Below are 19,278 nucleotides of genomic sequence, written 5' to 3' on the forward strand. Positions count from 1 at the left end.
CTAGTAGGCATTAACGACTAACAGCAGTGCGCCAAGCTCTAATCCAAGCCTGTCTTTGCTGGTGGATTGCTTCGGGAGTAAAACCTATGGCTTCAGGCTGTATGAGCTGTGAAAAAGCTTCGGGTAATTCCACGCCTTCACGAGCGGGCAGCATCCAATTATTCACCGCAATAATTTGCTGTGCTTTTTCGCTTAGTAAAAAGGTTAAAAACTTTTGGCCCAGTTCAAGCTGTTTAGAAGACTGTACCAAAGCCGCCACTTCCACTTGTCTGGCATGGCCTTCACTAAATAAAGCTGCAGCATAACGGTCCGATTGCTCTGCAATTAAATGGTAAGCCGGTGAGCTGGAATAGCTAAGCACGTAGTCGGCTTCACCCTGCAAAAAAAGGTTATAGGCTTCTGACCAACCCTTGGTAACTGTAACAGTGCGTTGGCGCATTTTTTGCCAAGCTTGGTCGGCTTGTTCGCCATAAATCGCCTGCATCCAAATTAATAAACCCTGCCCCGGTGTGCTGGTGCGTGGGTCTTGGTAAATAATTCGTGCATCACTCGTTAATAGTTCTGCCATAGAGCTAACTGGCTGCGTTTTTTCAGCATCATAAACAAAGGCAAAATAGCCTAAATCGAAGGGTACAAAATCTGCGGCTTGCCAGTTGAGTTCTGGTTTTAGTTTTAAATCGGCTAAATCCAAACCATGCGGCTGCACTAAACCTAGGCTGCGTGTTTCGGTCATCAGTGCATCGTCTAGGCCAACCACCACATCTGCTTGGGTATTTTTGCCTTCCAAACGTAAACGATTAAGCAGGCTAACCCCATCATCACTGCTGATATACTTGAGTTCACAAGCACATTCTTCTTCAAAGGCCTTTTTTAACTTAGGTCCTGGCCCCCAATCGCTGGTAAAAGAAGAATAGGTATAAACATTTAAGGTGGCAGCCGATAAACTACCCACAAAGAAGAAGGGCAATAGCAAAAAGCTACGCCATAAAAAATAAGAGAAGTGTTGCTTCATGATTAGAATTACCTTGTCCATCCCACTCCCTACGCCGGTATTAGCCGGATCAGGTTCAGCGGGTAGATTTTCTCAGCCACACAAGTACAAACCGTGGGCACCCCGATGAGACAGACCCATTCTAACTCAAAAATAGTATTACAGCTGCCCGACTTGCCCGCTGATTATCGTCCTTTAAAAGAACCTGAGTTTTTTGCAGAAGGAACAGGCAATAGCCATTGGCTGATTACTAGCCCTGTGGGTAAGTTGGTGTGGCGGCAATTTGGGCAAGCGCCAGGCGTAGACCATCAGCGAGAAACAAAACTATTAACCTGTTTGCAAAACAAAGCTTGGGTGCCACGTTTATTACTGGTTGCGGGTGATCTAGGTGTGTTAATGCGTTTAGCTGAAGGTGAGCATCCTAAAACCACTCAATTAAGTAGTACTGCAAGGCAAAGGCTGATTAACCTAACCATTGAACTTTGGCAAAACCCTTGTCCTATTGCGCCACAAAATTACCCACAACTGCTGAATAGTTATTGGCAACTAGCTGGTAGCAAAACAGCCAACCGACCTCTGTTAGAGCAGCTGGTTTATGAAAGCTTACGCTGGCCTACCAGTTGTTATCGCTTAACCCACCATGACTTACACGCTGGCAACCTTTTGTTGAATAACGAAAGGTGGATACTGCTCGATTGGGAGTATGCAGCCCTAGGGAACCCTTGGCTAGATGCAGTTTCTTTAGACAGATTTATGAACTTAACTGCTGATGAAAAAGCGCAGCTAGAGGCAGCCTTGCCACCCCTAGCTGTTTACACTAATCCTTGGCGAAGTCTAGGCCGCTGGTTAACAGACCTAGATTTGCTATGGAAAAGTGCTATAGATGCCTAATTTCAAAACATTGGTGAATTTTGCTGTTGCGCTCAAAGTCAGGATCGAGCGTTTTACGGGTAATATCCACCACTTCATATTTTTCTAAAATTTCTGGACTAATTTTAAAGCCACGCAGGTTGTTAGAAAAAATCAATAAACCGTCGGTGCTTAAACGTGCCATGGCTAAATCAACCAATTCATCTTGGTCACGCTGAATATCTAAAGTACCCTGCATTCGCTTAGAGTTAGAAAAAGTGGGTGGATCCATAAAGATAAGGTCGTAAGCATTGCCTTCTTGCTTCAACCATTCACGGCAATCGGCTTGCACACGAGTGTGGCGTTTTAAATCCATACGGTTTAAACGCAAGTTTCTTTCTAACCAATCCAAATAGGTTTTAGATAAATCCACACTGGTGGTATGAATCGCGCCGCCCACTGCCGCATGAATCGTCGCCGCGCCGGTATAACAAAACAGGTTTAAAAAGCGCGTACCTTGGGCTTCTTTAGCAAGACGTAAACGTATGGGGCGGTGATCTAAAAACACGCCGGTATCTAGGTAGTCCGTTAGGTTAACTAACAACTCTACCTGCCCTTCACGCACTGGAAAAAACACCCCTTGACCAGCAAATTTTTCATACTGCCTTTTACCGGTTTGTTTACGGCGGGTTTTTAAATGGATTTTGTCAGCAGCCACATGCAACACACTAGGAATGGCTTGCAGCGCCTCCATTAAACGCCTTTGTGCCTTGCTTTCATCTATGCTGGCAGGTGGTGCATATTCTTGAACATGCACTTGGTCGCCATACACATCCACTGCCAAAGCGTATTCGGGCATATCAGCATCATAAACACGGTAGCAATCAATGTTTTCACGCTTCACCCAACGAGAAAACTTTTTCAAGTTTTTAGCCAAGCGGTTGGCAAACATTTGTGCACCTTCGCTTAAAGCCCTCGGGGCTACATTTACAACAGGGGCGACCTTGACAACTGGCTCAGCTGTTGCCTGATCAACACTGGTTTCTTCACTTGCATTAGAAGCTGATGAATTAATTGCACCACCCTTGGCTTCAGGCACTTCAAACAAGTACAAGCGGCAATCTAAGGTGGCATTGTTAATTGGGTAGCTTTTATAAGGGCGCAAAGGAATGCGGTAGGCCAATTCTTGGTTATTGGTATAAAGCGCAAATTTCCACTGGGCATAATCTTGGCAAACCTGCTGACCTAGTTCGGCATACAGCTTTGCTAGCTGGGGTAAGTTATCTAAACGCTCACCGTAAGGCGGATTGGTAATAACTAAGCCACGGAGCGCAAATGCAGGCGGTAATTCATTTAAAGGCCGTACCAATAAACGCACTCTGTCTAACAAGCCAGCACGTTCTAAGTTGTCTTTGGCCATTTGAATCACTCGGGCATCTTGGTCGCTGCCTTCAAAATTCAATACTTTACCTGCACCAGCAGTGCGCCTTGCTTCTGCTTCATCCACCAACGCTTGCCACACGCTAGGATGGTGGCCTAACCAAGTTTCTAAACCGTGCCAAGGGCGCAATAAACCCGGTGCAACGTCTAAAGCAATAAAAGCGGCTTCGGCTAACAAAGTACCCGAACCACAGAAAGGATCGAGCAATACCGCTGTTTCTGCTTCCGCCGCCATAGCAGGCCAACCGGCACGCAGCAATAAAGCAGCAGCTAGGTTTTCTTTTAAAGGGGCTAAACCTGCCTGTAAGCGATATCCCCGCTGGTGCAGGCTAACGCCGCTTAAATCTAGGCTTAAAACGGCTTTTTGGCCTTTATCAAAACGCAAGTGAAAACGCACATCAGGGCGCACTTTATCCACCGAAGGGCGGCGATCTTGCTGCTGCTTGAAGTAATCAACAACAGCATCTTTTACTCGCAAGGCAGTGTCGTGGCTGTTGCGTAAGTGGGGCGTTGTACCAGAAACTTCAACAAATAAAGTGCCATCACCTAGTAGGTGCTCGCTCCAATCAACCAAAGCTAACCAGTTGCTTAGCTCTTCTGCCGTTTCAACAAAGGCTTCATCTAGTTGTAATAAAACCCGATTAGCAAGGCGTGACCACAAGATAGCACGGTAAGCACTTTCTATCGTTGCTTCACCCGTTACCCGCCCTACCCTTGCACGAGGGTCTATAAAGCCCAGTGTTTCTAACTCTTCAGCCAGTAGCTGTTCAAGGCCACGAGAGCAGGTAACATGGACGGTGTAAGTAGCATTTAAAGATGTCATGGTAACGCCTTTTAAGGTGGAGCAATTATATTGAACAATTAGAAGTGCAATAACGATAAATAAATAAAGCTATCAATCTTAACGCATCTAGCCTATCAATAGGGGTGAGGCATTCAAGTGACCTGCCGTAGAAGAAAGCACTATCTTAACAATAAACAAGAGGCTGTACTCTATGAAGCGTCAAAAACGTGATCGTACCCATAGCGTTTATACTCGTGGTTATAAAGTTGGACTAGCAGGGCAATCAAGAGAAAAGTGCCCTAGTCAGCAAGAAGACCTACGCACTAGCTGGATGAATGGCTGGCGTGAAGGTAGAGAAGATAGATGGGCAGGAATGAGTGGTGTATCTGCTATTCATAAAAACCCAGCCGTTACCATCGGCAGCTCCTGAGACCCTCCTCTTTAGGTTTACTCCTATCAGATTCGATCACACTGTATCGAACAACCTAACTAAGGGCCCATGCTAAAGCGTGGGTCTTTTGCATTGCTAGCAACAGTGTAGCTTCATCCTTCAGGATCATGGATAATACCGCACTAATCGAATGAAGGATTTCTTGAATGTGGTTTAAAGCCTTACGTATATATCAGGCGCGTAGCAAGCAGCCTTGGAGCAGCGACTCCTTAGAAACAGCCCTAGCAACTAAACCCTTTCGTGCTTGCACTAGCACTGAAGAAAGTACTGCTGGCTGGGTTTCGCCATCGAATAGCTCCATGCTAGTGCATAGCCAAGGTGACCATTGGTTACTTAAGCTCAAAATAGAAGAAAAAATTCTTCCTGCCAGCGTTGTTCGTGAACAGTTAATAGAAGAAGTTGAAGCTTTAGAAGCCGCTGAAAACCGTCGTATAGGTCGAAAAGAACGTAAAGACCTAACAGACGAAGTGCGTTTAAGCCTTTTACCTAAAGCCTTTACTCGTTCACGTTATGTATGGGTTTGGCTCGATGGGCAAAACAATCGCGTTATGCTAGATACCACCACAGACAAGCAGGCAGACCTAGCTTTAAACTTGTTACGTGAAGGCTTAGGTAGCTTGCCAGTGATTCCTTTAAATACCCAGTTAGCACCCGTACAAGTAATGACTGAATGGGTTGCCAAACAGCCACCTAAGGGTATAGAACTACTTGATACTTGTGAGCTACGCGATGCCGAAGACGATAAATCCATTATGCGTTGCCGTGGGCAAGATTTAGCCAGCGATGAAATTCAGCAACTCCTAGCAGCAGATAAACGCGTAACCCAGCTAGGTTTAAACTGGCAAGAACAACTCAGCTTTACACTAACCGATACATTAATGTTAAAAAGCTTAAACTTTGCTGAGCAACTTTTAGAAGAAGCGGCTGACGTTAACCCAGATCAAGACCCTTTAGTTGCACTTGATGCTGAATTTATCTTAATGAGCAATACACTAGTCACGCTAATTGACCAACTGGTAAGTTACCACCAGGGTCTAAGCGATAATCTACAGTCAGACGAATAAAAACCTGAGGTTTGTTCTAACGATGGAAACCAGCTTAATGAATGCCTCACCTGAGGCTTTTGATGAAATACGCCCCTACCGCGATGAAGAAGTTCGTGAAGTTGTTGATCGTCTTGTTAAAGATACTGAATTTAAAAATATTATTTTACGTTTTAAATTTCCAAAACTAGCAAATTCCCTTTTAGCTTTGCCACTTGGTTGGCTAGTGGGTCGTGAACTAAAAAAACGCTTGGCAAAAATTAACTCCATTCACGATCTGCAAGTCTATGTTGAAAGCTATATGGCACAAATGATAGCCAATACCACCCAAGGCTTTACCGTAGAAGGCTTAGATAAACTCAAAGCAGATGAAAGCTATTTATTTATTAGCAACCACCGTGACATTGCCATGGACCCTGCTTTTGTAAACTATGCCTTGCACGTTAATGGTAGAAATACTGTACGCATTGCCATAGGCGATAACCTGCTAAAAAAGAATTACGTTAATGATTTAATGCGCCTAAATAAAAGCTTTATAGTGCAGCGTTCAGCCAAGGGCGTTAGGCAAATGATGGCTGCCTTTAATCTACTATCTCGTTACATTCACCACAGCATTAAAGAAGAAAATCAGTCCATTTGGATAGCACAAAAAGAAGGTCGTGCCAAAGATGGTATCGACAAAACCGATCCAGCCATTATTAAAATGTTTTGTATGGCAGAAAAAAAATCAGGCAAGCCTTTTGGTGAGACAATCGCCAGCTTAAAAATTGTACCCGTTGCACTTAGCTATGAATACGACCCGCTTGATATAGAAAAATCACGCGAAATGGTACAAAAAGAACAAGAAGGCCACTACGCTAAGGGTGAGTTTGAAGACATAACCAGCATTGCCCAGGGTATTGCTGGGTTTAAAGGCAAGGTGCAAGTAGCTTTTGGTGAGCCTCTTAGCAGTGATTATGCCGATGCTGATGCCGTAGCAGCAGAAGTCGACAAACAAATTCGCCAGCTTTACAAGCTTTACCCTAGTAACTACCTAGCCTTAGAAGCATTAAATGAAGCGGAAGATTTTACTATTCCTACTTTTGATGCACGCACTAAAGCTGAATTTACTCAACGCCTAGCTACCTGCCCTGAAGCTTATAAAGAACAGTGGCTAAGACTTTACGCTAATCCGGTAAAAAACCACCTAGGCCGACTCTAACAGGTAATAAAAATGCCTAACAATCGAGCAGCAGAAACACGCGCTGCCCACAAAGTTACTTTAATAGGCATGTTAGTTAATGCCCTTAATGCCCTAGCAAAATTGCTGGTTGGTTTTTGGGCTAACTCCAGTGCTTTAATAGCCGATGCCATCCACTCTTTATCTGATTTACTTAGTGACCTGCTCGTTTTAGCAGCGACTCATTTTGGGCGACGCAAGCCTGACGAAGATCACCCTTACGGTCATGACCGTTACGAAACCCTAGCAACCCTACTCCTAGGGACTATTTTAATTGCCGTTGCTGGTGCCTTGGTTTGGGATAGTATTGGCCGCCTACTCAAACCTGGCGAGCTAATTATTCCCAGCGCCTTAGCCTTACTTATTGCAGCAGCATCGGTATTAAGTAAAGAATGGATTTATCGCTACACCTTAAAAATAGCCAAAAAAATCAATTCCAAGCTATTAGAAGCCAACGCTTGGCACCACCGTACCGATGCACTCTCATCCATAGTGGTGTTTATAGCCATTCTAGGTAGCTTATTTGGCTTAACCTGGTTAGACCAACTAGCTGCAGTAATAGTTGGGGTGATGGTTGCTAAAATGGGTTCAGAGCTTATTTGGGAAAGCTTAAAAGAACTGGTTGATACCGCCTTACCGCCTGAAGAAACAGAACAAATTTATGCTGCCGCTAAAAGCATAGCGGGTGTGCGTGATGTTCACCACCTACGCACACGTACTATGGGTAGCCGTACTTTGCTTGATATTCACCTACAGGTTGCACCCTACCTTAGTGTTTCTGAAGGTCACGAAATTGGTGTTTGGGTAGCAAAAAAATTGCGTGATGAGTTCGAGCATATTTCTGATGTCACCTTTCATATAGACCCTGAAGATGATGAAGAAACTGATACACCAGACCCAGCCAACATGCTTCCACTACGCCCTACAATACTTGCCAAGCTAAAAGCGTGTTGGGAAGGTGATGAAGACTACGACCTACCACACAATACTACCTTGCATTACTTAGATTTAAGCATAGATGTCGACCTTTTCTTTTCTTTAGATCAAATAGATACAACCCAAATAAGAGATTTAGAAGAACGCCTTAAAGCTAAAGCAGCACACCTTCCTTGGTTAAGAGAAGTTAAGGTTTGGGTTGGCGAGTTAACAACCCGCAATTCAGCTAAAGGCCAGCAAATTTACTGTGTTAAAGAAATTAAGGAATAAACCATGAGATTACTCCACACCATGCTTCGCGTGGGCGATTTAGATAAATCGCTACATTTTTATACTGAAGTGATGGGCATGAAACTATTACGCACCAGTAAAAATGAAGAATACCGCTACACCCTAGCCTTTGTAGGTTACGGCGATGAAGCCAACACTACAGTGCTAGAACTTACCTACAACTGGGATACCGATAACTACGACCTAGGTACTGGCTACGGTCATATAGCTATTGAAGTCGAGGATGTTTATACCAGCTGCGACAAGCTGCGTGCTGCTGGCGCAAAAATTACCCGAGAACCTGGTCCAGTACTAGGTGGCACGACAGAAATAGCTTTTGTTGAAGACCCAGACGGCTACAAAATAGAATTGATAGCTAAGAAAGGTGCAGGCAAAGGTTTAGAAGGCTAAACAACTACCCCCCAAAAGCTAGCTTTTAGGGGGTAGTTAATTCAGCATGAATAAGTGTTATTTCTTAGATAGAACGGGCAACCTTTTCCATTTGCTGTCCAGCTTCTGCTACTGAAGCACTTTGCTGGGTAATTTCAGAGGTTTCGTTTTGCAAGATGGCCACAGCTTCAGCTAGGTGCCTAATGTTACTGTTCACTTCTTCCATAGTAGCCTGCTGCTGAACCGTAGTGCTAGCTATCTGCAAGTTCATCTGCTCTAACTGACTAACAGCCTGCTGAATATCCGTAAGGGCTTGCTCTGCTTCTTGAGAATACTCAACGGTTTCAGTTGCTTGTTTAGCACCAGCATCCATAGTACTGATGGCTTGCACAATTAAGCCCCGTAGATTTTGAATAACATCTTGGGTACGTTCTGTCGATTCTCTAGTTTGCTCTGCTAAGGTACGCACTTCATCGGCTACTACAGCAAAACCTCGCCCATGCTCACCTGCACGAGCCGCTTCTATGGCTGCGTTAAGTGCGAGTAAATTGGTTTGTTCTGCAATGTTTGTAATGCTATCAAGGACTTCACCTATCTGCTCACTTGAATGGTGTAGCTCTTGCAACTCTTTAGCCGCATCACTTATGCGATCTGACAAAGCGCTAATTTGCTTCTGATTATGAACCAAGGCTTCGTGGCCTCTATTGGCCTGTTCTTTCACACGAATGCTCTCATCAGAAGCTAATTTTGCATGTTGAGCCACTTCTTCAAAGGTGTGGGTCAACTCGCTTGCAGCAGAAGCAACTTGATCCATCTCTTGCGATTGCTTGCTAACCTGCTGACTAAGGGTTGTACCGGTACTTTCTAAGGTTTTTGAAGCCTGAGTTAAACCCTCTGCCACCTGAATAATACTATTCACTGATTGCCCTAACTTCTCCATAAAGAAATTGAAGTGAGTAGTCACTGCACGAATTTCTCTTGGACCTGAAGCAGCAAGACGAGCATTAATGCCATTATCATTACTGGCTAGGTTTTGCATTGCCTCAGCCAACTTAGCAATAGGCTTGGCCTGAGACAGACTTGATAAAACAACCAAAACAATAATAAGCCCTAAACCAAACAGCATAATAATAACCAAAGTACCTGAAAGTCGGGTAGCACTGGCATAAAGTTCAGCGGTAGGAACAGAAATACCAAAAGTCCAACCGGGTGTATTGGCAATTTGTGAAAAGATCATAGTGACCGATTCACCTTGAATATTAAGTATATCGCCCGTACCACTTTCACCTGCAATCATACGCTTGCCATGAAAATCTAAGCCTGTAAAACCACTTTTATCTGCATCGGTTACATTAATAGTCATACGTGCTTTTTCTGAAGGGTGGGCTACCAATAAGCCTGTACCATCAACTATCCAAGCATAACTACGGTCTGTTAATTTAATTTTGTCTGTAATTTCACTTAGCATTTCTAAAGTGACTGTTATAGCCAAAGCACCCACAATGTTACCTTGTTCATCTTTTACCACTTTTGCAATAACAGAAATAGGCTGCTTGGTGGCGGTAGATATAACGGGATTGGTTAAAACTTCAGTTAGGCGCCCACTAAGCAGGTCTTTAACATACTGGCGTTTACTCAGATTTGCCTGCCCCATTTTGCCGTCTCTTGTTACAAAAGTGGCATCATAGTTGGTATCAACAAAGAACAGCATTTCTGCCAACTTCAATTCAGCAATGTTACCTCTAAACCAAGCGGGTAATTCTGCATCTCTATTTTCTGAAGCTAGCAGTTGAGCTGTAGCTAAAACAGCGACTTCTTCTTGCAAACCAGACAGGATAGCAGCAACTTCAGCAGCATGCCCTTGAACGACCTGCTCACCTGAGTTCAGCATAATATCTGAGGTTTCAGATTTAATTTCGTTATAAATCCAGAAGGTTAGCGCACTCATCAAAACAATAATGGGCAGCATAACTGTCAAAAGCATTTGGGTTAAAAGCGGTGTACCAGACGTAGACGTTACAGCAGTGCTTTTGGTGGGCATATCAAACTATCTCCATGTTTACAGCTTCAAATTGTTGTTTTTTTCTTCTGCTTAGCTATTTAAAACCCATTAGTTAATGTTTGAAATCGTTTAGATAACTAATTGTTACATCTTATGGAAAAACCTTACACAAGTCGACTTGAATTCAGCTAAAAAAAGGTTAATTAAAACAAAAAAAGGTCAGACTTTTGTCTAAGCCTGACCTTTTGCCTTGTTCGCTAATGCTTACTTATTAAGTAAACTAGCTCACTTTTTCTCCACCTGCTTGTTTGTCTGCATGGTAAGAGGAACGCACTAGGGGGCCAGAGGCAACGTGTTTAAAGCCCATTTTATAGGCTTCTTCTCCTAACCAGTCAAACTCTTCTGGTGTTACCCAGCGGTCTATCGCTAGGTGATTTTTAGAAGGCTGCATATACTGACCTAAGGTTAGCATATCAACATCGTGAGCACGTAGATCACGCATTACTTCTAAAATTTCTTCATTGGTTTCGCCTATACCTAGCATTAAACCAGATTTGGTTCTTACCTCCGGGCAGCGTTCTTTGTAGCGTTTAAGTAGGGTTAAGGACCACTGATAATCTGCACCTGGACGCACCTTACGGTAAAGGCTAGCAACTGTTTCTAGGTTGTGGTTGAACACATCGGGCGGCGTGACTTCTAAAATATCGAGCGCAACATCCATACGACCACGGAAATCAGGTACTAGCACTTCAATTTCCAGTTCAGGCAAACGCTGACGAAGTTCGCTAATGCACTGGGCAAAGTGATCTGCCCCTCCATCACGTAAATCATCACGGTCAACTGAAGTGATAACCACGTACTTTAATTTCATTTCGGCTATGGCTTCAGCCATTTCTCTGGGTTCGTCAGCATTCAGCGGATTAGGACGCCCGGTGGCAACATCACAGAAGGGACAGCGGCGAGTGCAAATATCACCCATAATCATAAAGGTTGCTGTGCCACCGTGGAAACATTCACCTAAGTTGGGGCAAGAGGCTTCTTCACAAACCGTATTAAGTTTATGTTTACGCAGTGTTTCTTTAATACGTGCCACTTCAGGTGAGATGTGCATTCTAACCCTAAGCCAATCTGGCTTAGTAGGCAGGGTTTCAGTTGGAATCACTTTTACCGGGATACGATCAGTTTTATCAGCGCCCCGTAGCTTTTCACCTTGGACAACTTTCTTTTTCTGAGTGCTCGCGGTCATACCTACTCCTGCCCATTTAAATAAATAATTTGTGTGTGGCCTAAACGGCGAATAAGAATTGCTAAAAGGGCATCTTGTGCCTGTTGAAAAGTTACCTTAGGAACCAAGTCAATTAAACGTGCTACTGGCATTCCAGCGTAACCACAAGGGTTGATTCGTTGAAAGGGACTTAAATCGCAATTTATATTGAAGCTTAATCCATGAAAACTACATCCACGGCGTATTTTTAAGCCGAGTGCTGCAATTTTTGCTCCAGCTAGTGAACCTTCTTGAAGATAAACACCTGGAGCATCTGGCCTAGCTTCGGCAGCAACACCCAGACTCGCCAAGTATTCAATAAGGCTTTCTTCTATAAGATTAACCAGATGCCGCACACCATAGTTGATACGACGCACATCTAGCAGCAGGTAAATCACCAGTTGACCAGGACCATGCCAAGTTACCTGCCCGCCACGATCAACTTTTACAACGGGAATGTCACCTGGGTTAAGTAGGTGTTCTGCCTTACCTGCTTGACCCTGAGTGAATACTGAATCGTGCTGAACAACCCAGAGTTCATCGGTGGTTGTTTCATCACGATTAGCAGTAAAGTCTTGCATGGACTGCCACACAGGCAGGTAAGGCTGCTGACCTAATAACCGGATTTTTAATGGCATTAAAGAACCATTTGTACTCGACCCGTGTTTTTTAGGCATTGGTGCAAGCTAGATAAATGGTCTTCGCTTTGTGCCTTAATAGTTACACGAACTGATTGAAAACGACCATTACGGCTATCAACTACAGCAACGCTTTCACGCATAAAGCTAGTCTCTGATTCAACTAAAACATCTAAGATACAAGCTTTGAAATCAGGCGCTGCTGGACCCATCACTTTAATAGGGTATTCACAAGGAAACTCAATTTTGGGTGGGTTATCTAAAGGGCAAACACTTGGGTTTTGCATGGGATCACCATAATTCTGACTAATTTAATCAAGTATAACGCTTCTTAAGCTTTTAGTGCAGCTTAAGAAGCTTAGAAATTAACTAAAAAGGCTGATAAAAAACATAACTAGGCTATGCCAAAGGCTTTTAAAGAAGCCTGCCTTATCAACATTCTCTAAGGCAACTAAAGGCTTTTCAGTAATAATATCATCACCTAGGCGTATCACTAATCTACCTAACTGATCACCTGCACGAATAGGCGCTTGAATATTAGGGTTAATCTGCATATCAGCATTAAGGCTGTCAACATGGCCACGTGGCAAGGTTGCATAAAGGTCTTCTGTTACACCCAACTGTAAGGTATCTTCAACACCCTTCCAGAGTTTTACATTGTTTAGAACTTGGTACTGTTCGTACAAGCGGGTTGTTTCAAAGTACCTAAAACCATAGGTTAAAAGCTTTTGACTTTCTTGTGCTCTGCCCTCTTCACTACGTGCTCCCATAACAACAGAAATAAGGCGCATATCATCTCGTATTGCTGAAGCAGCTAAGCAATAACCAGCATCATCGGTATGGCCTGTTTTTAAGCCATCAACTGAGTTGTCGCGCCACAAGAGGCGATTGCGGTTAGATTGGGTAATATTGTTATAGGTGAATTCTCTCTCAGAGTAGATTGCATAGTGGTCTGGGTAATCTTGAATTTTAACCTTGGATAAAAGTGCTAAATCTCTTGCGCTAGAATAGTGATCTTTTTCTGGTAAGCCAGTGGCATTTCTAAACTGGGTATTTTTCATACCTAGTGCACGGGCATGTTGGTTCATCATATCCGCAAAGCTTTCTTCACTACCTGCTAGGTGTTCTGCTACTGCAACTGAGGCATCATTGCCGGATTGAATAATAACGCCTCTTAAAAGGTCGCTAATAGAAACAAAGGTTCCTTCCCTAATAAACATGCGTGAACCTGGCATACGCCAAGCTTTGACGCTAACCCGAACCATATCTTCTAAGCTCACATTGCCTTGCTTTAGCTCATATTCCAGCAGGTAGCTAGTCATCATTTTGGTTAGGCTAGCAGGAGGAATGCGCTTATCGGCATTGTGTTCAGCAATCACTTTACCACTATTAGCATCAATTAAAATCCAAGCAGTAGCAGATAATTGCGGTGCTGCCGGAATCATTACTTGTGCTTGAGCAAATGGAGTAGCAAGAAGCGCAACCAGTAAAGCCAAGGCGCTTAAGAAGGTAACAGGCAATCTTTTGAAACTTAAAACAAACATTTGACAATCAAACCTCTTTTGAAAAAGTCTTTCTTACTAACCTTTAACTTAATTATAAATTTAATGACGTACCATTAAAGGACGGCCTAAATCAGTTGCTTCTAGCTGCTGTATTGCAGTTTCTACTGAGGTTCCTTCTTGCAAGGGTCCTACCTGAACACGGTAGAGGGTAGGTACACCTTGAGACAAAACCCTTACGGGTGCTTGGGTAAGCTGACGAACACGGTGTTCTAACCGCTTGGCAGCTTGCGCATCACCTAGGGCAGCAACCTGTAGAAAAACACTTGTTGGTGAATTAGTAGAAGCCACTGCACGATTATTTCTTGCATTTTGAGCCTGCCATTGTACAGGATCTATAGCTTCTATTCTGACTCTAGCTGTGCCTGTTTTAATCATATCTAGGCGGTAGGCTGCAGCATAAGAAAGATCAATAATGCGGTTACCAACAAAAGGGCCACGATCATTTACTCGCACTATTACTTGGCGATTATTGTCTAAATTGGTTACTTTTACATAGGTCGGTAAAGGCAGACGAGTATGAGCCGCACTCATGGTGTACATATCATAAACTTCGCCATTGGAAGTTAGATGTCCATGAAATTTTTTACCATACCAAGAAGCCGTTCCTGTTTGGGTAAAACCACGACTAGAATTTAATACGCGGTAGGACTGACCAAAAACCACATAACTGGAGGCATTACCTCCCCTGCTTTTGGGTTCTGGTTTGGGTACTGCATCTGGAACGCGTGAAACATCGGGTGGGTTAGCAGGTAAGCTATCTGTACGCTGAGTATAACGGCCTTTGCCTGAACTGGTTATTCTATCTTGCAGAGTATAACCGCCCCGCTCTGTATTATAGGCACCGTAAACCCCGCCCCCCTTACCTACCGAACAGCCAGCTAGGAAGATGGAAGGAAGCAGCAAACAAAGCAAATATAAGTTAATACGTAACGCTTGCATGGTTTAGTTTCGCAAAGCCTCAGCTAGTTCATAAACAGCGAGAGCATACATTCGACTATGATTGTAGCGTGTTATGACATAAAAATTTTGCCTGCCCAACAAATAGAGTTCTTTGTCTTCTAGTGCAAAAGCCATAGGAATAACGTTTAAATCATCGGCAAGTTGCTGGTTAGTGGGTTCTATTCCTGCGGCTTTTGCCTCAGCTAAAGTTAGACGATTAAAGCGATTCAGCCTTAATTCAGTTAGGCTATTATCTTCTTTTAGCGTTTTAACTGCAGCTACAACTGGTTGATTTTTTTGCCAGCCATGAGCCACAAAATAATTTGCAACCGAGCCAATCGCATCAACGGGGTTAGTCCAAATATCAGCAAAACCATCACCGTCATAGTCCACCGCAAAATCACGGTAACTGGTTGGTATAAATTGCGGGTAACCCATTGCCCCAGCATAAGAACCCATGGGCAATAAAGGGTTTAAACCTTCTTTATTGGTTAGGTTTAAAAACTCTACTAATTGACCTCGAAAAAACTTAGCTCTGGGTGGGTAGTCAAATGATAAGGTTGCCAAGGCATCAATTACCCTGTGACGCCCCTTGTTGCCACCATAAAAAGTTTCTACACCAATAATGGAGGTAATAACTTCTGCAGGCACACCATACTCTTGCTCAGCACGCTTTAAAGCTTCTGCGTACTTAGCCATAAACTTTTTACCACCTTCAATACGATTTTGGGTAATAAATATTTTTCTGTACTCATGCCAAACCAACACCCTTTCTGCAGGGCGAGAAATTAAATCTAAAATATCTTGGCGTTTATTAACCTCTTTAAACAGTGCTTGTAAATGAGCTGCATCCATTTCATGCTCATTTACCATCTCATCAATAAACTCAGATACATCTTGCCTTAGTGCAGGATTATAATTACTAGCAGCCACCTGACTTAATGGCAGAAAACTCAATAGCACAAGACTTAAAAAACGCAAAAACATTTTCTCTACCCCTGAAAATCACTAACCTAGCCAACAGCCATACTCTTATGAGTATGAATTGACATTAAAATTCCAAAACCAGCCATTAAGGTGATACTTGATGTTCCCCCAAAGCTCACTAAAGGTAAGGGAACACCAACAACGGGCAGCAAACCGCTAACCATGCCTATATTAACAAAAACATACACAAAGAAGGTTAAAATTACAGCCGATGCCATAAGGCGGCTGAAAGTATCACTCACCGATAAGGCAATCAACATTCCTCGCCAAATAATTAACATATAAAGGGTAAGTAACAGCGTAACACCAACCAGCCCGGTTTCTTCTGCTAGAACTGCAATAATAAAGTCGGTATGCCTTTCAGGTAAAAACTCTAACCTAGATTGTGTTCCTTCTAACCAGCCTTTGCCGTGTAAACCACCTGAACCTATCGCTGTTTTAGACTGAATAATATTCCAACCTGTTCCTAGAGGATCACTTTCAGGATTTAAAAAGGTTTTAACGCGGTTCTTTTGATAATCATGCATCACCATCCACAAAGCAGGAAGTGCCGCTAAGGCCAAGGCAAAAAATGAGGCAATTAAGCGCCAGCTTAAGCCAGCTAAAAAAAGCACTACCAAGCCAGCCCCTGCAACAAGAATAGATGTACCTAAATCGGGTTGAACCGCAATTAAACCTATAGGAATAATCATTAGTGCTAGGGCTATAAATAGATTTTTCCAACGGGGTGGCAAGTGGCATTTAGATAAATAAGCAGCAAGCATTAGGGGTAAGGCCAGCTTCATTAATTCTGAAGGTTGAACTCTAAATGCACCAAAAGAAATCCAGCGCTGAGCACCTTTTGCATCTATACCTAAAATCAAAACGGCAAGCAGCATTAGTAGTGTAAAACCATAAATTGCAGGTGCCCAACGCTGCATATAGCGTGGAGGAATTTGGGCGATAACCACCATGCCTAGTAATGCCAAGCCAAAGCGTGAGGCTTGCCCAAGTGTTGCATCTAGACTACCACCTGTTGCACTGTAAAGAATAAACAACCCACTACCCATTAGAAGAAGTAGACCTAACAATAACCAGCCATCTAGGTGCACTCTAGCAAGCAAGCTTTCTTTACGGCGCAGGTCACGATGCCCGTCTGGCAAACTCCATAAAAAATCACGGGGCACGATGAGTCTCCTTCGCTGCTAGTCGCTCTGGGGTAAGATAAAAATCTAAAATTTGACGCGCCAAGGGTGCTGCTACTTTACTACCACCACCCGCATTTTCGACAACGATGGCTAGGGCTATTTGTGGGTTTTCTACGGGTGCAAAGCCAACAAATACAGCATGGTCTCTTAGGTGTTCTGGTAATTCCGTTTCCGTTGTATCTTTTTCTTGGCTTAGGCTATAAACCTGCGAGGTACCCGTTTTACCGGCAATACGATATTGCGCTCCACGCCCAGAAAAACGCGCTGTTCCTTCAAAGCCATGCATTACATCCGCCATAGCATCAAAAATATAATTCCAATTTTCATTATCTTTGAGTTGGATATCTTGTTTAGTTACTTTCTTGGGCAGTAACCCTGTCTCTGTTGCCCTACTTGCCAAAAATCTTGGTTGTACCCATTCACCACGATTAGCAAGTACAGCAGTGGCAGTAGCTAGCTGCAAGGGTGTGGTTAGCCAATAACCTTGCCCTATACCTGTACTTAGGGTTTCACCCGGAAACCAAGGTTGTTTTTGGGTTATTTTTTTCCATTCTCGGCTAGGCATTAACCCTTCACGAGCGCTATTAACATCTAGCGCAGTGCTTTCACCAAAACCAAAGCGGCGCATAAAGGCGGACATTTCATCTATACCCAAGTTATAAGCAAGGTTATAAAAAAAGGTATTGTTGGATACGGCTATGGCTCTGGCTAGGTCGACTGTGCCATGACCTGTTCTTTTCCAGTTACGGTACAAGCGATCATCGTTAGGCAGCTGAAAATAACCACGATCTAGCAGTTCGTAATCACGCGTTACTATGTCATTTTCAAGTGCAGCTATGCCCAGCATAGGCTTAATAGTTGAACCTGGAGCGTACTGACCTCGACTTGCCCTATCAAATAAAGGGAGTTTAGGGTCTCTACGTAAACCGTTAAATTCAGTTGAATCTAACATGCCAATAAATACATTGGGGTCATAGCCAGGTGAGCTAACTAAAGAAAGTATTCCACCTGTTTTAGGTTCTATCGCAACAACGGCTGCTTTTCGGTTATCAAGCAAAGCGTAAATTTTCTGCTGGAGTTCCGCATCTAAATAAAGAACCAAGTCTTCGCCGGGAATCGGCAGCTCTGATTCCACAACTTTAATAACTCGACCCCGCGCATTGGTTTCTACCTTGCGATAGCCTACCTTGCCATGCAGTTGATCTTCATAAAAACGCTCTACACCCGTTTTACCTAAATAGTGCGTGCCGCTATAAGCACGCCTATCTAGAGTCAACATATCTTCTTCACTAATTCGACCAACATAGCCGAGCGCATGCGATAGGGCTTCTCCGCCAGGGTAGTTTCTTAATAGTTGGGCTGAAATATCAACACCCGGTAAAAGGTGACGATTAACTGCAATGCGAGCAATTTGCTCTTCTGTTAGCTGATCTACCAGCAGGGCAGGTTCAAAGGGGCGGCGACGTTGGTAACTACGCTCAGTTAGTGTTTCTTGGCAGGCTGCATCCAGTTCTAGCAGCATACAAATGCGTGCGACTACCAGCTTTACGTCTTCGGTTAGTTCGCGGGTAAGGGTTAAACTGTGACTAGGTAAGTTATCTGCTAGCAGCTTACCTTGCCGGTCATAAATTAAACCTCGAGTTGGGGGAATGGCTTCTACACTAGTGCGATTGCGTTCCGATCTAAGGGTGTAAATATCGTATTGAAACACCTGGAGATAAGCCATTCGCCCTAGCAGCACAAACATTAGCAGTACGACAAAAAAAAGCAGTAGGCGTCCACGAAATAGAAAGATGCGGCTTTCTTTTTCAGGGTCTTTAATTTGGCGTCTAAATTCAGTCATGGTAACTCAGCGATGATAAGGATGACCCGAAAGTAGTGTCCAAGCACGGTAAAGCTGCTCTGCTAAAAGCACTCTTACTAATGGATGGGGTAGGGTTAATGCAGAAAGCGACCAGCGTTGCTCGGCTAGCTGTAGGCATTCATCAGACAGCCCATCTGGACCGCCAATAAGCAGGGCAATATCGCGCCCTTCCATCCGCCAGCCTTCAGCTGCTTTAGCTAAGGCTTCGCTACTCCATGCTTTGCCTAATACATCTAAGGCTATCACTTTTTCTTTGCTATTTTTTAATCGAGCTAAAACAGCAGCAGATTCTTGCTGCATGGCTTTTTTTAAATCGCTACCTGGCCGCCTTGCACCCAGTGGAATTTCTTCAAACTCAACTTTAAAGTCATGTGGCAGACGCTTGGTGTACTCAGCAACGCCTTGTTCCACCCACGCGGGCATTTTTTGCCCTACAGCAAGAATTCGTATTTTCAAAAC

Annotated in this window: 18 protein-coding genes and 1 riboswitch; of the genes, 6 read left to right on the plus strand and 12 right to left on the minus strand. The window is 43.7% G+C overall.

The features are described 5' to 3' along the window. Nucleotides 1–10: 10 nt before the first annotated feature. On the minus strand, nucleotides 11–1,033 hold the full coding sequence (gene thiB / locus H571_RS0101505) for a thiamine ABC transporter substrate binding subunit (RefSeq protein WP_245562303.1): 1,023 nt from the start codon (nucleotides 1,031–1,033) through the stop codon (nucleotides 11–13). Then, nucleotides 1,022–1,127, minus strand: a riboswitch (TPP riboswitch). It overlaps the preceding gene by 12 nt. Between thiB and H571_RS0101510 the strand changes: the two genes are divergently transcribed. After that, the gene (locus H571_RS0101510; RefSeq protein WP_027847757.1) at nucleotides 1,118–1,882 is read left to right on the plus strand and encodes a phosphotransferase; all 765 of its coding nucleotides are present in this window, start codon (nucleotides 1,118–1,120) and stop codon (nucleotides 1,880–1,882) included. It overlaps the preceding riboswitch by 10 nt. On the opposite strand, the gene rlmKL is transcribed toward H571_RS0101510, so the two are convergent. Continuing rightward, nucleotides 1,869–4,103, minus strand: coding sequence for a bifunctional 23S rRNA (guanine(2069)-N(7))-methyltransferase RlmK/23S rRNA (guanine(2445)-N(2))-methyltransferase RlmL (gene rlmKL, locus H571_RS0101515; protein WP_027847758.1), 2,235 nt, complete (start codon nucleotides 4,101–4,103; stop codon nucleotides 1,869–1,871). The two genes, H571_RS0101510 and rlmKL, sit on opposite strands and share 14 nt — an antisense overlap. A 172-nt stretch (nucleotides 4,104–4,275) precedes the next feature. On the opposite strand from rlmKL, the gene rmf reads away from it, so the two are divergent. The 5 genes from rmf (at nucleotide 4,276) to gloA (ending at nucleotide 8,394) form a co-directional block, all read left to right on the plus strand. Beyond that, a complete protein-coding gene (rmf, locus tag H571_RS0101520) occupies nucleotides 4,276–4,494 on the plus strand; it encodes a ribosome modulation factor (RefSeq protein WP_027847759.1) in 219 nt (72 codons plus the stop codon). Nucleotides 4,495–4,661: 167 nt separating this feature from the next. Then, nucleotides 4,662–5,579, plus strand: coding sequence for a recombination-associated protein RdgC (locus tag H571_RS13830; protein WP_051168059.1), 918 nt, complete (start codon nucleotides 4,662–4,664; stop codon nucleotides 5,577–5,579). A 22-nt stretch (nucleotides 5,580–5,601) separates the two neighbouring features. Then, nucleotides 5,602–6,759 carry a 1-acyl-sn-glycerol-3-phosphate acyltransferase gene (locus H571_RS0101530; protein ID WP_027847760.1) on the plus strand — a complete coding sequence of 386 codons (1,158 nt, stop codon included), beginning with the start codon at nucleotides 5,602–5,604 and terminating at the stop codon, nucleotides 6,757–6,759. A gap of 12 nt (nucleotides 6,760–6,771) precedes the next feature. Beyond that, nucleotides 6,772–7,983 (plus strand): cation diffusion facilitator family transporter, encoded by a 1,212-nt coding sequence (locus H571_RS13835; protein ID WP_084482586.1) that lies wholly within the window; start codon nucleotides 6,772–6,774, stop codon nucleotides 7,981–7,983. A 3-nt stretch (nucleotides 7,984–7,986) separates the two neighbouring features. Further along, the gene (gloA, locus tag H571_RS0101540) at nucleotides 7,987–8,394 is read left to right on the plus strand and encodes a lactoylglutathione lyase (protein WP_027847761.1); all 408 of its coding nucleotides are present in this window, start codon (nucleotides 7,987–7,989) and stop codon (nucleotides 8,392–8,394) included. A gap of 64 nt (nucleotides 8,395–8,458) precedes the next feature. Here gloA and H571_RS0101545 read toward each other — a convergent pair whose 3' ends face one another. The 10 genes from H571_RS0101545 to rlmH form a co-directional block, all read right to left on the minus strand. Next, a complete protein-coding gene (locus H571_RS0101545) occupies nucleotides 8,459–10,414 on the minus strand; it encodes a methyl-accepting chemotaxis protein (RefSeq protein WP_027847762.1) in 1,956 nt (651 codons plus the stop codon). A 241-nt stretch (nucleotides 10,415–10,655) separates the two neighbouring features. After that, a complete protein-coding gene (gene lipA, locus H571_RS0101550) occupies nucleotides 10,656–11,621 on the minus strand; it encodes a lipoyl synthase (RefSeq protein ID WP_027847763.1) in 966 nt (321 codons plus the stop codon). Between the two features lie 2 nt (nucleotides 11,622–11,623). Continuing rightward, a complete protein-coding gene (gene lipB, locus H571_RS0101555) occupies nucleotides 11,624–12,277 on the minus strand; it encodes a lipoyl(octanoyl) transferase LipB (RefSeq protein WP_027847764.1) in 654 nt (217 codons plus the stop codon). Next, a complete protein-coding gene (locus H571_RS0101560) occupies nucleotides 12,277–12,564 on the minus strand; it encodes an HP0495 family protein (RefSeq protein ID WP_027847765.1) in 288 nt (95 codons plus the stop codon). The genes lipB and H571_RS0101560 overlap by 1 nt, the downstream gene beginning before the upstream one ends. A 78-nt stretch (nucleotides 12,565–12,642) precedes the next feature. Continuing rightward, a complete protein-coding gene (locus tag H571_RS0101565) occupies nucleotides 12,643–13,821 on the minus strand; it encodes a D-alanyl-D-alanine carboxypeptidase family protein (protein ID WP_036217070.1) in 1,179 nt (392 codons plus the stop codon). A 60-nt stretch (nucleotides 13,822–13,881) separates the two neighbouring features. Continuing rightward, on the minus strand, nucleotides 13,882–14,781 hold the full coding sequence (locus H571_RS0101570) for a septal ring lytic transglycosylase RlpA family protein (protein ID WP_027847767.1): 900 nt from the start codon (nucleotides 14,779–14,781) through the stop codon (nucleotides 13,882–13,884). A 3-nt stretch (nucleotides 14,782–14,784) separates the two neighbouring features. Further along, nucleotides 14,785–15,768, minus strand: a complete 984-nt coding sequence (gene mltB / locus H571_RS0101575) for a lytic murein transglycosylase B (protein ID WP_051168060.1) — start codon at nucleotides 15,766–15,768, stop codon at nucleotides 14,785–14,787. A gap of 26 nt (nucleotides 15,769–15,794) precedes the next feature. Continuing rightward, complete coding sequence (gene rodA / locus H571_RS0101580; protein ID WP_027847769.1) at nucleotides 15,795–16,937, minus strand: rod shape-determining protein RodA; 1,143 nt, start codon at nucleotides 16,935–16,937, stop codon at nucleotides 15,795–15,797. After that, nucleotides 16,924–18,798: a penicillin-binding protein 2 gene (gene mrdA / locus H571_RS13840; protein WP_051168061.1), complete on the minus strand. Its 1,875-nt coding sequence runs from the start codon at nucleotides 18,796–18,798 to the stop codon at nucleotides 16,924–16,926. The genes rodA and mrdA overlap by 14 nt, the downstream gene beginning before the upstream one ends. A gap of 6 nt (nucleotides 18,799–18,804) precedes the next feature. Further along, nucleotides 18,805–19,275, minus strand: coding sequence for a 23S rRNA (pseudouridine(1915)-N(3))-methyltransferase RlmH (gene rlmH / locus H571_RS0101590; protein ID WP_027847770.1), 471 nt, complete (start codon nucleotides 19,273–19,275; stop codon nucleotides 18,805–18,807). Nucleotides 19,276–19,278: the final 3 nt, after the last annotated feature.

The sequence above is a fragment of the Marinospirillum minutulum DSM 6287 genome, assembly GCF_000422325.1.
Lineage (GTDB): Bacteria > Pseudomonadota > Gammaproteobacteria > Pseudomonadales > Halomonadaceae > Marinospirillum > Marinospirillum minutulum.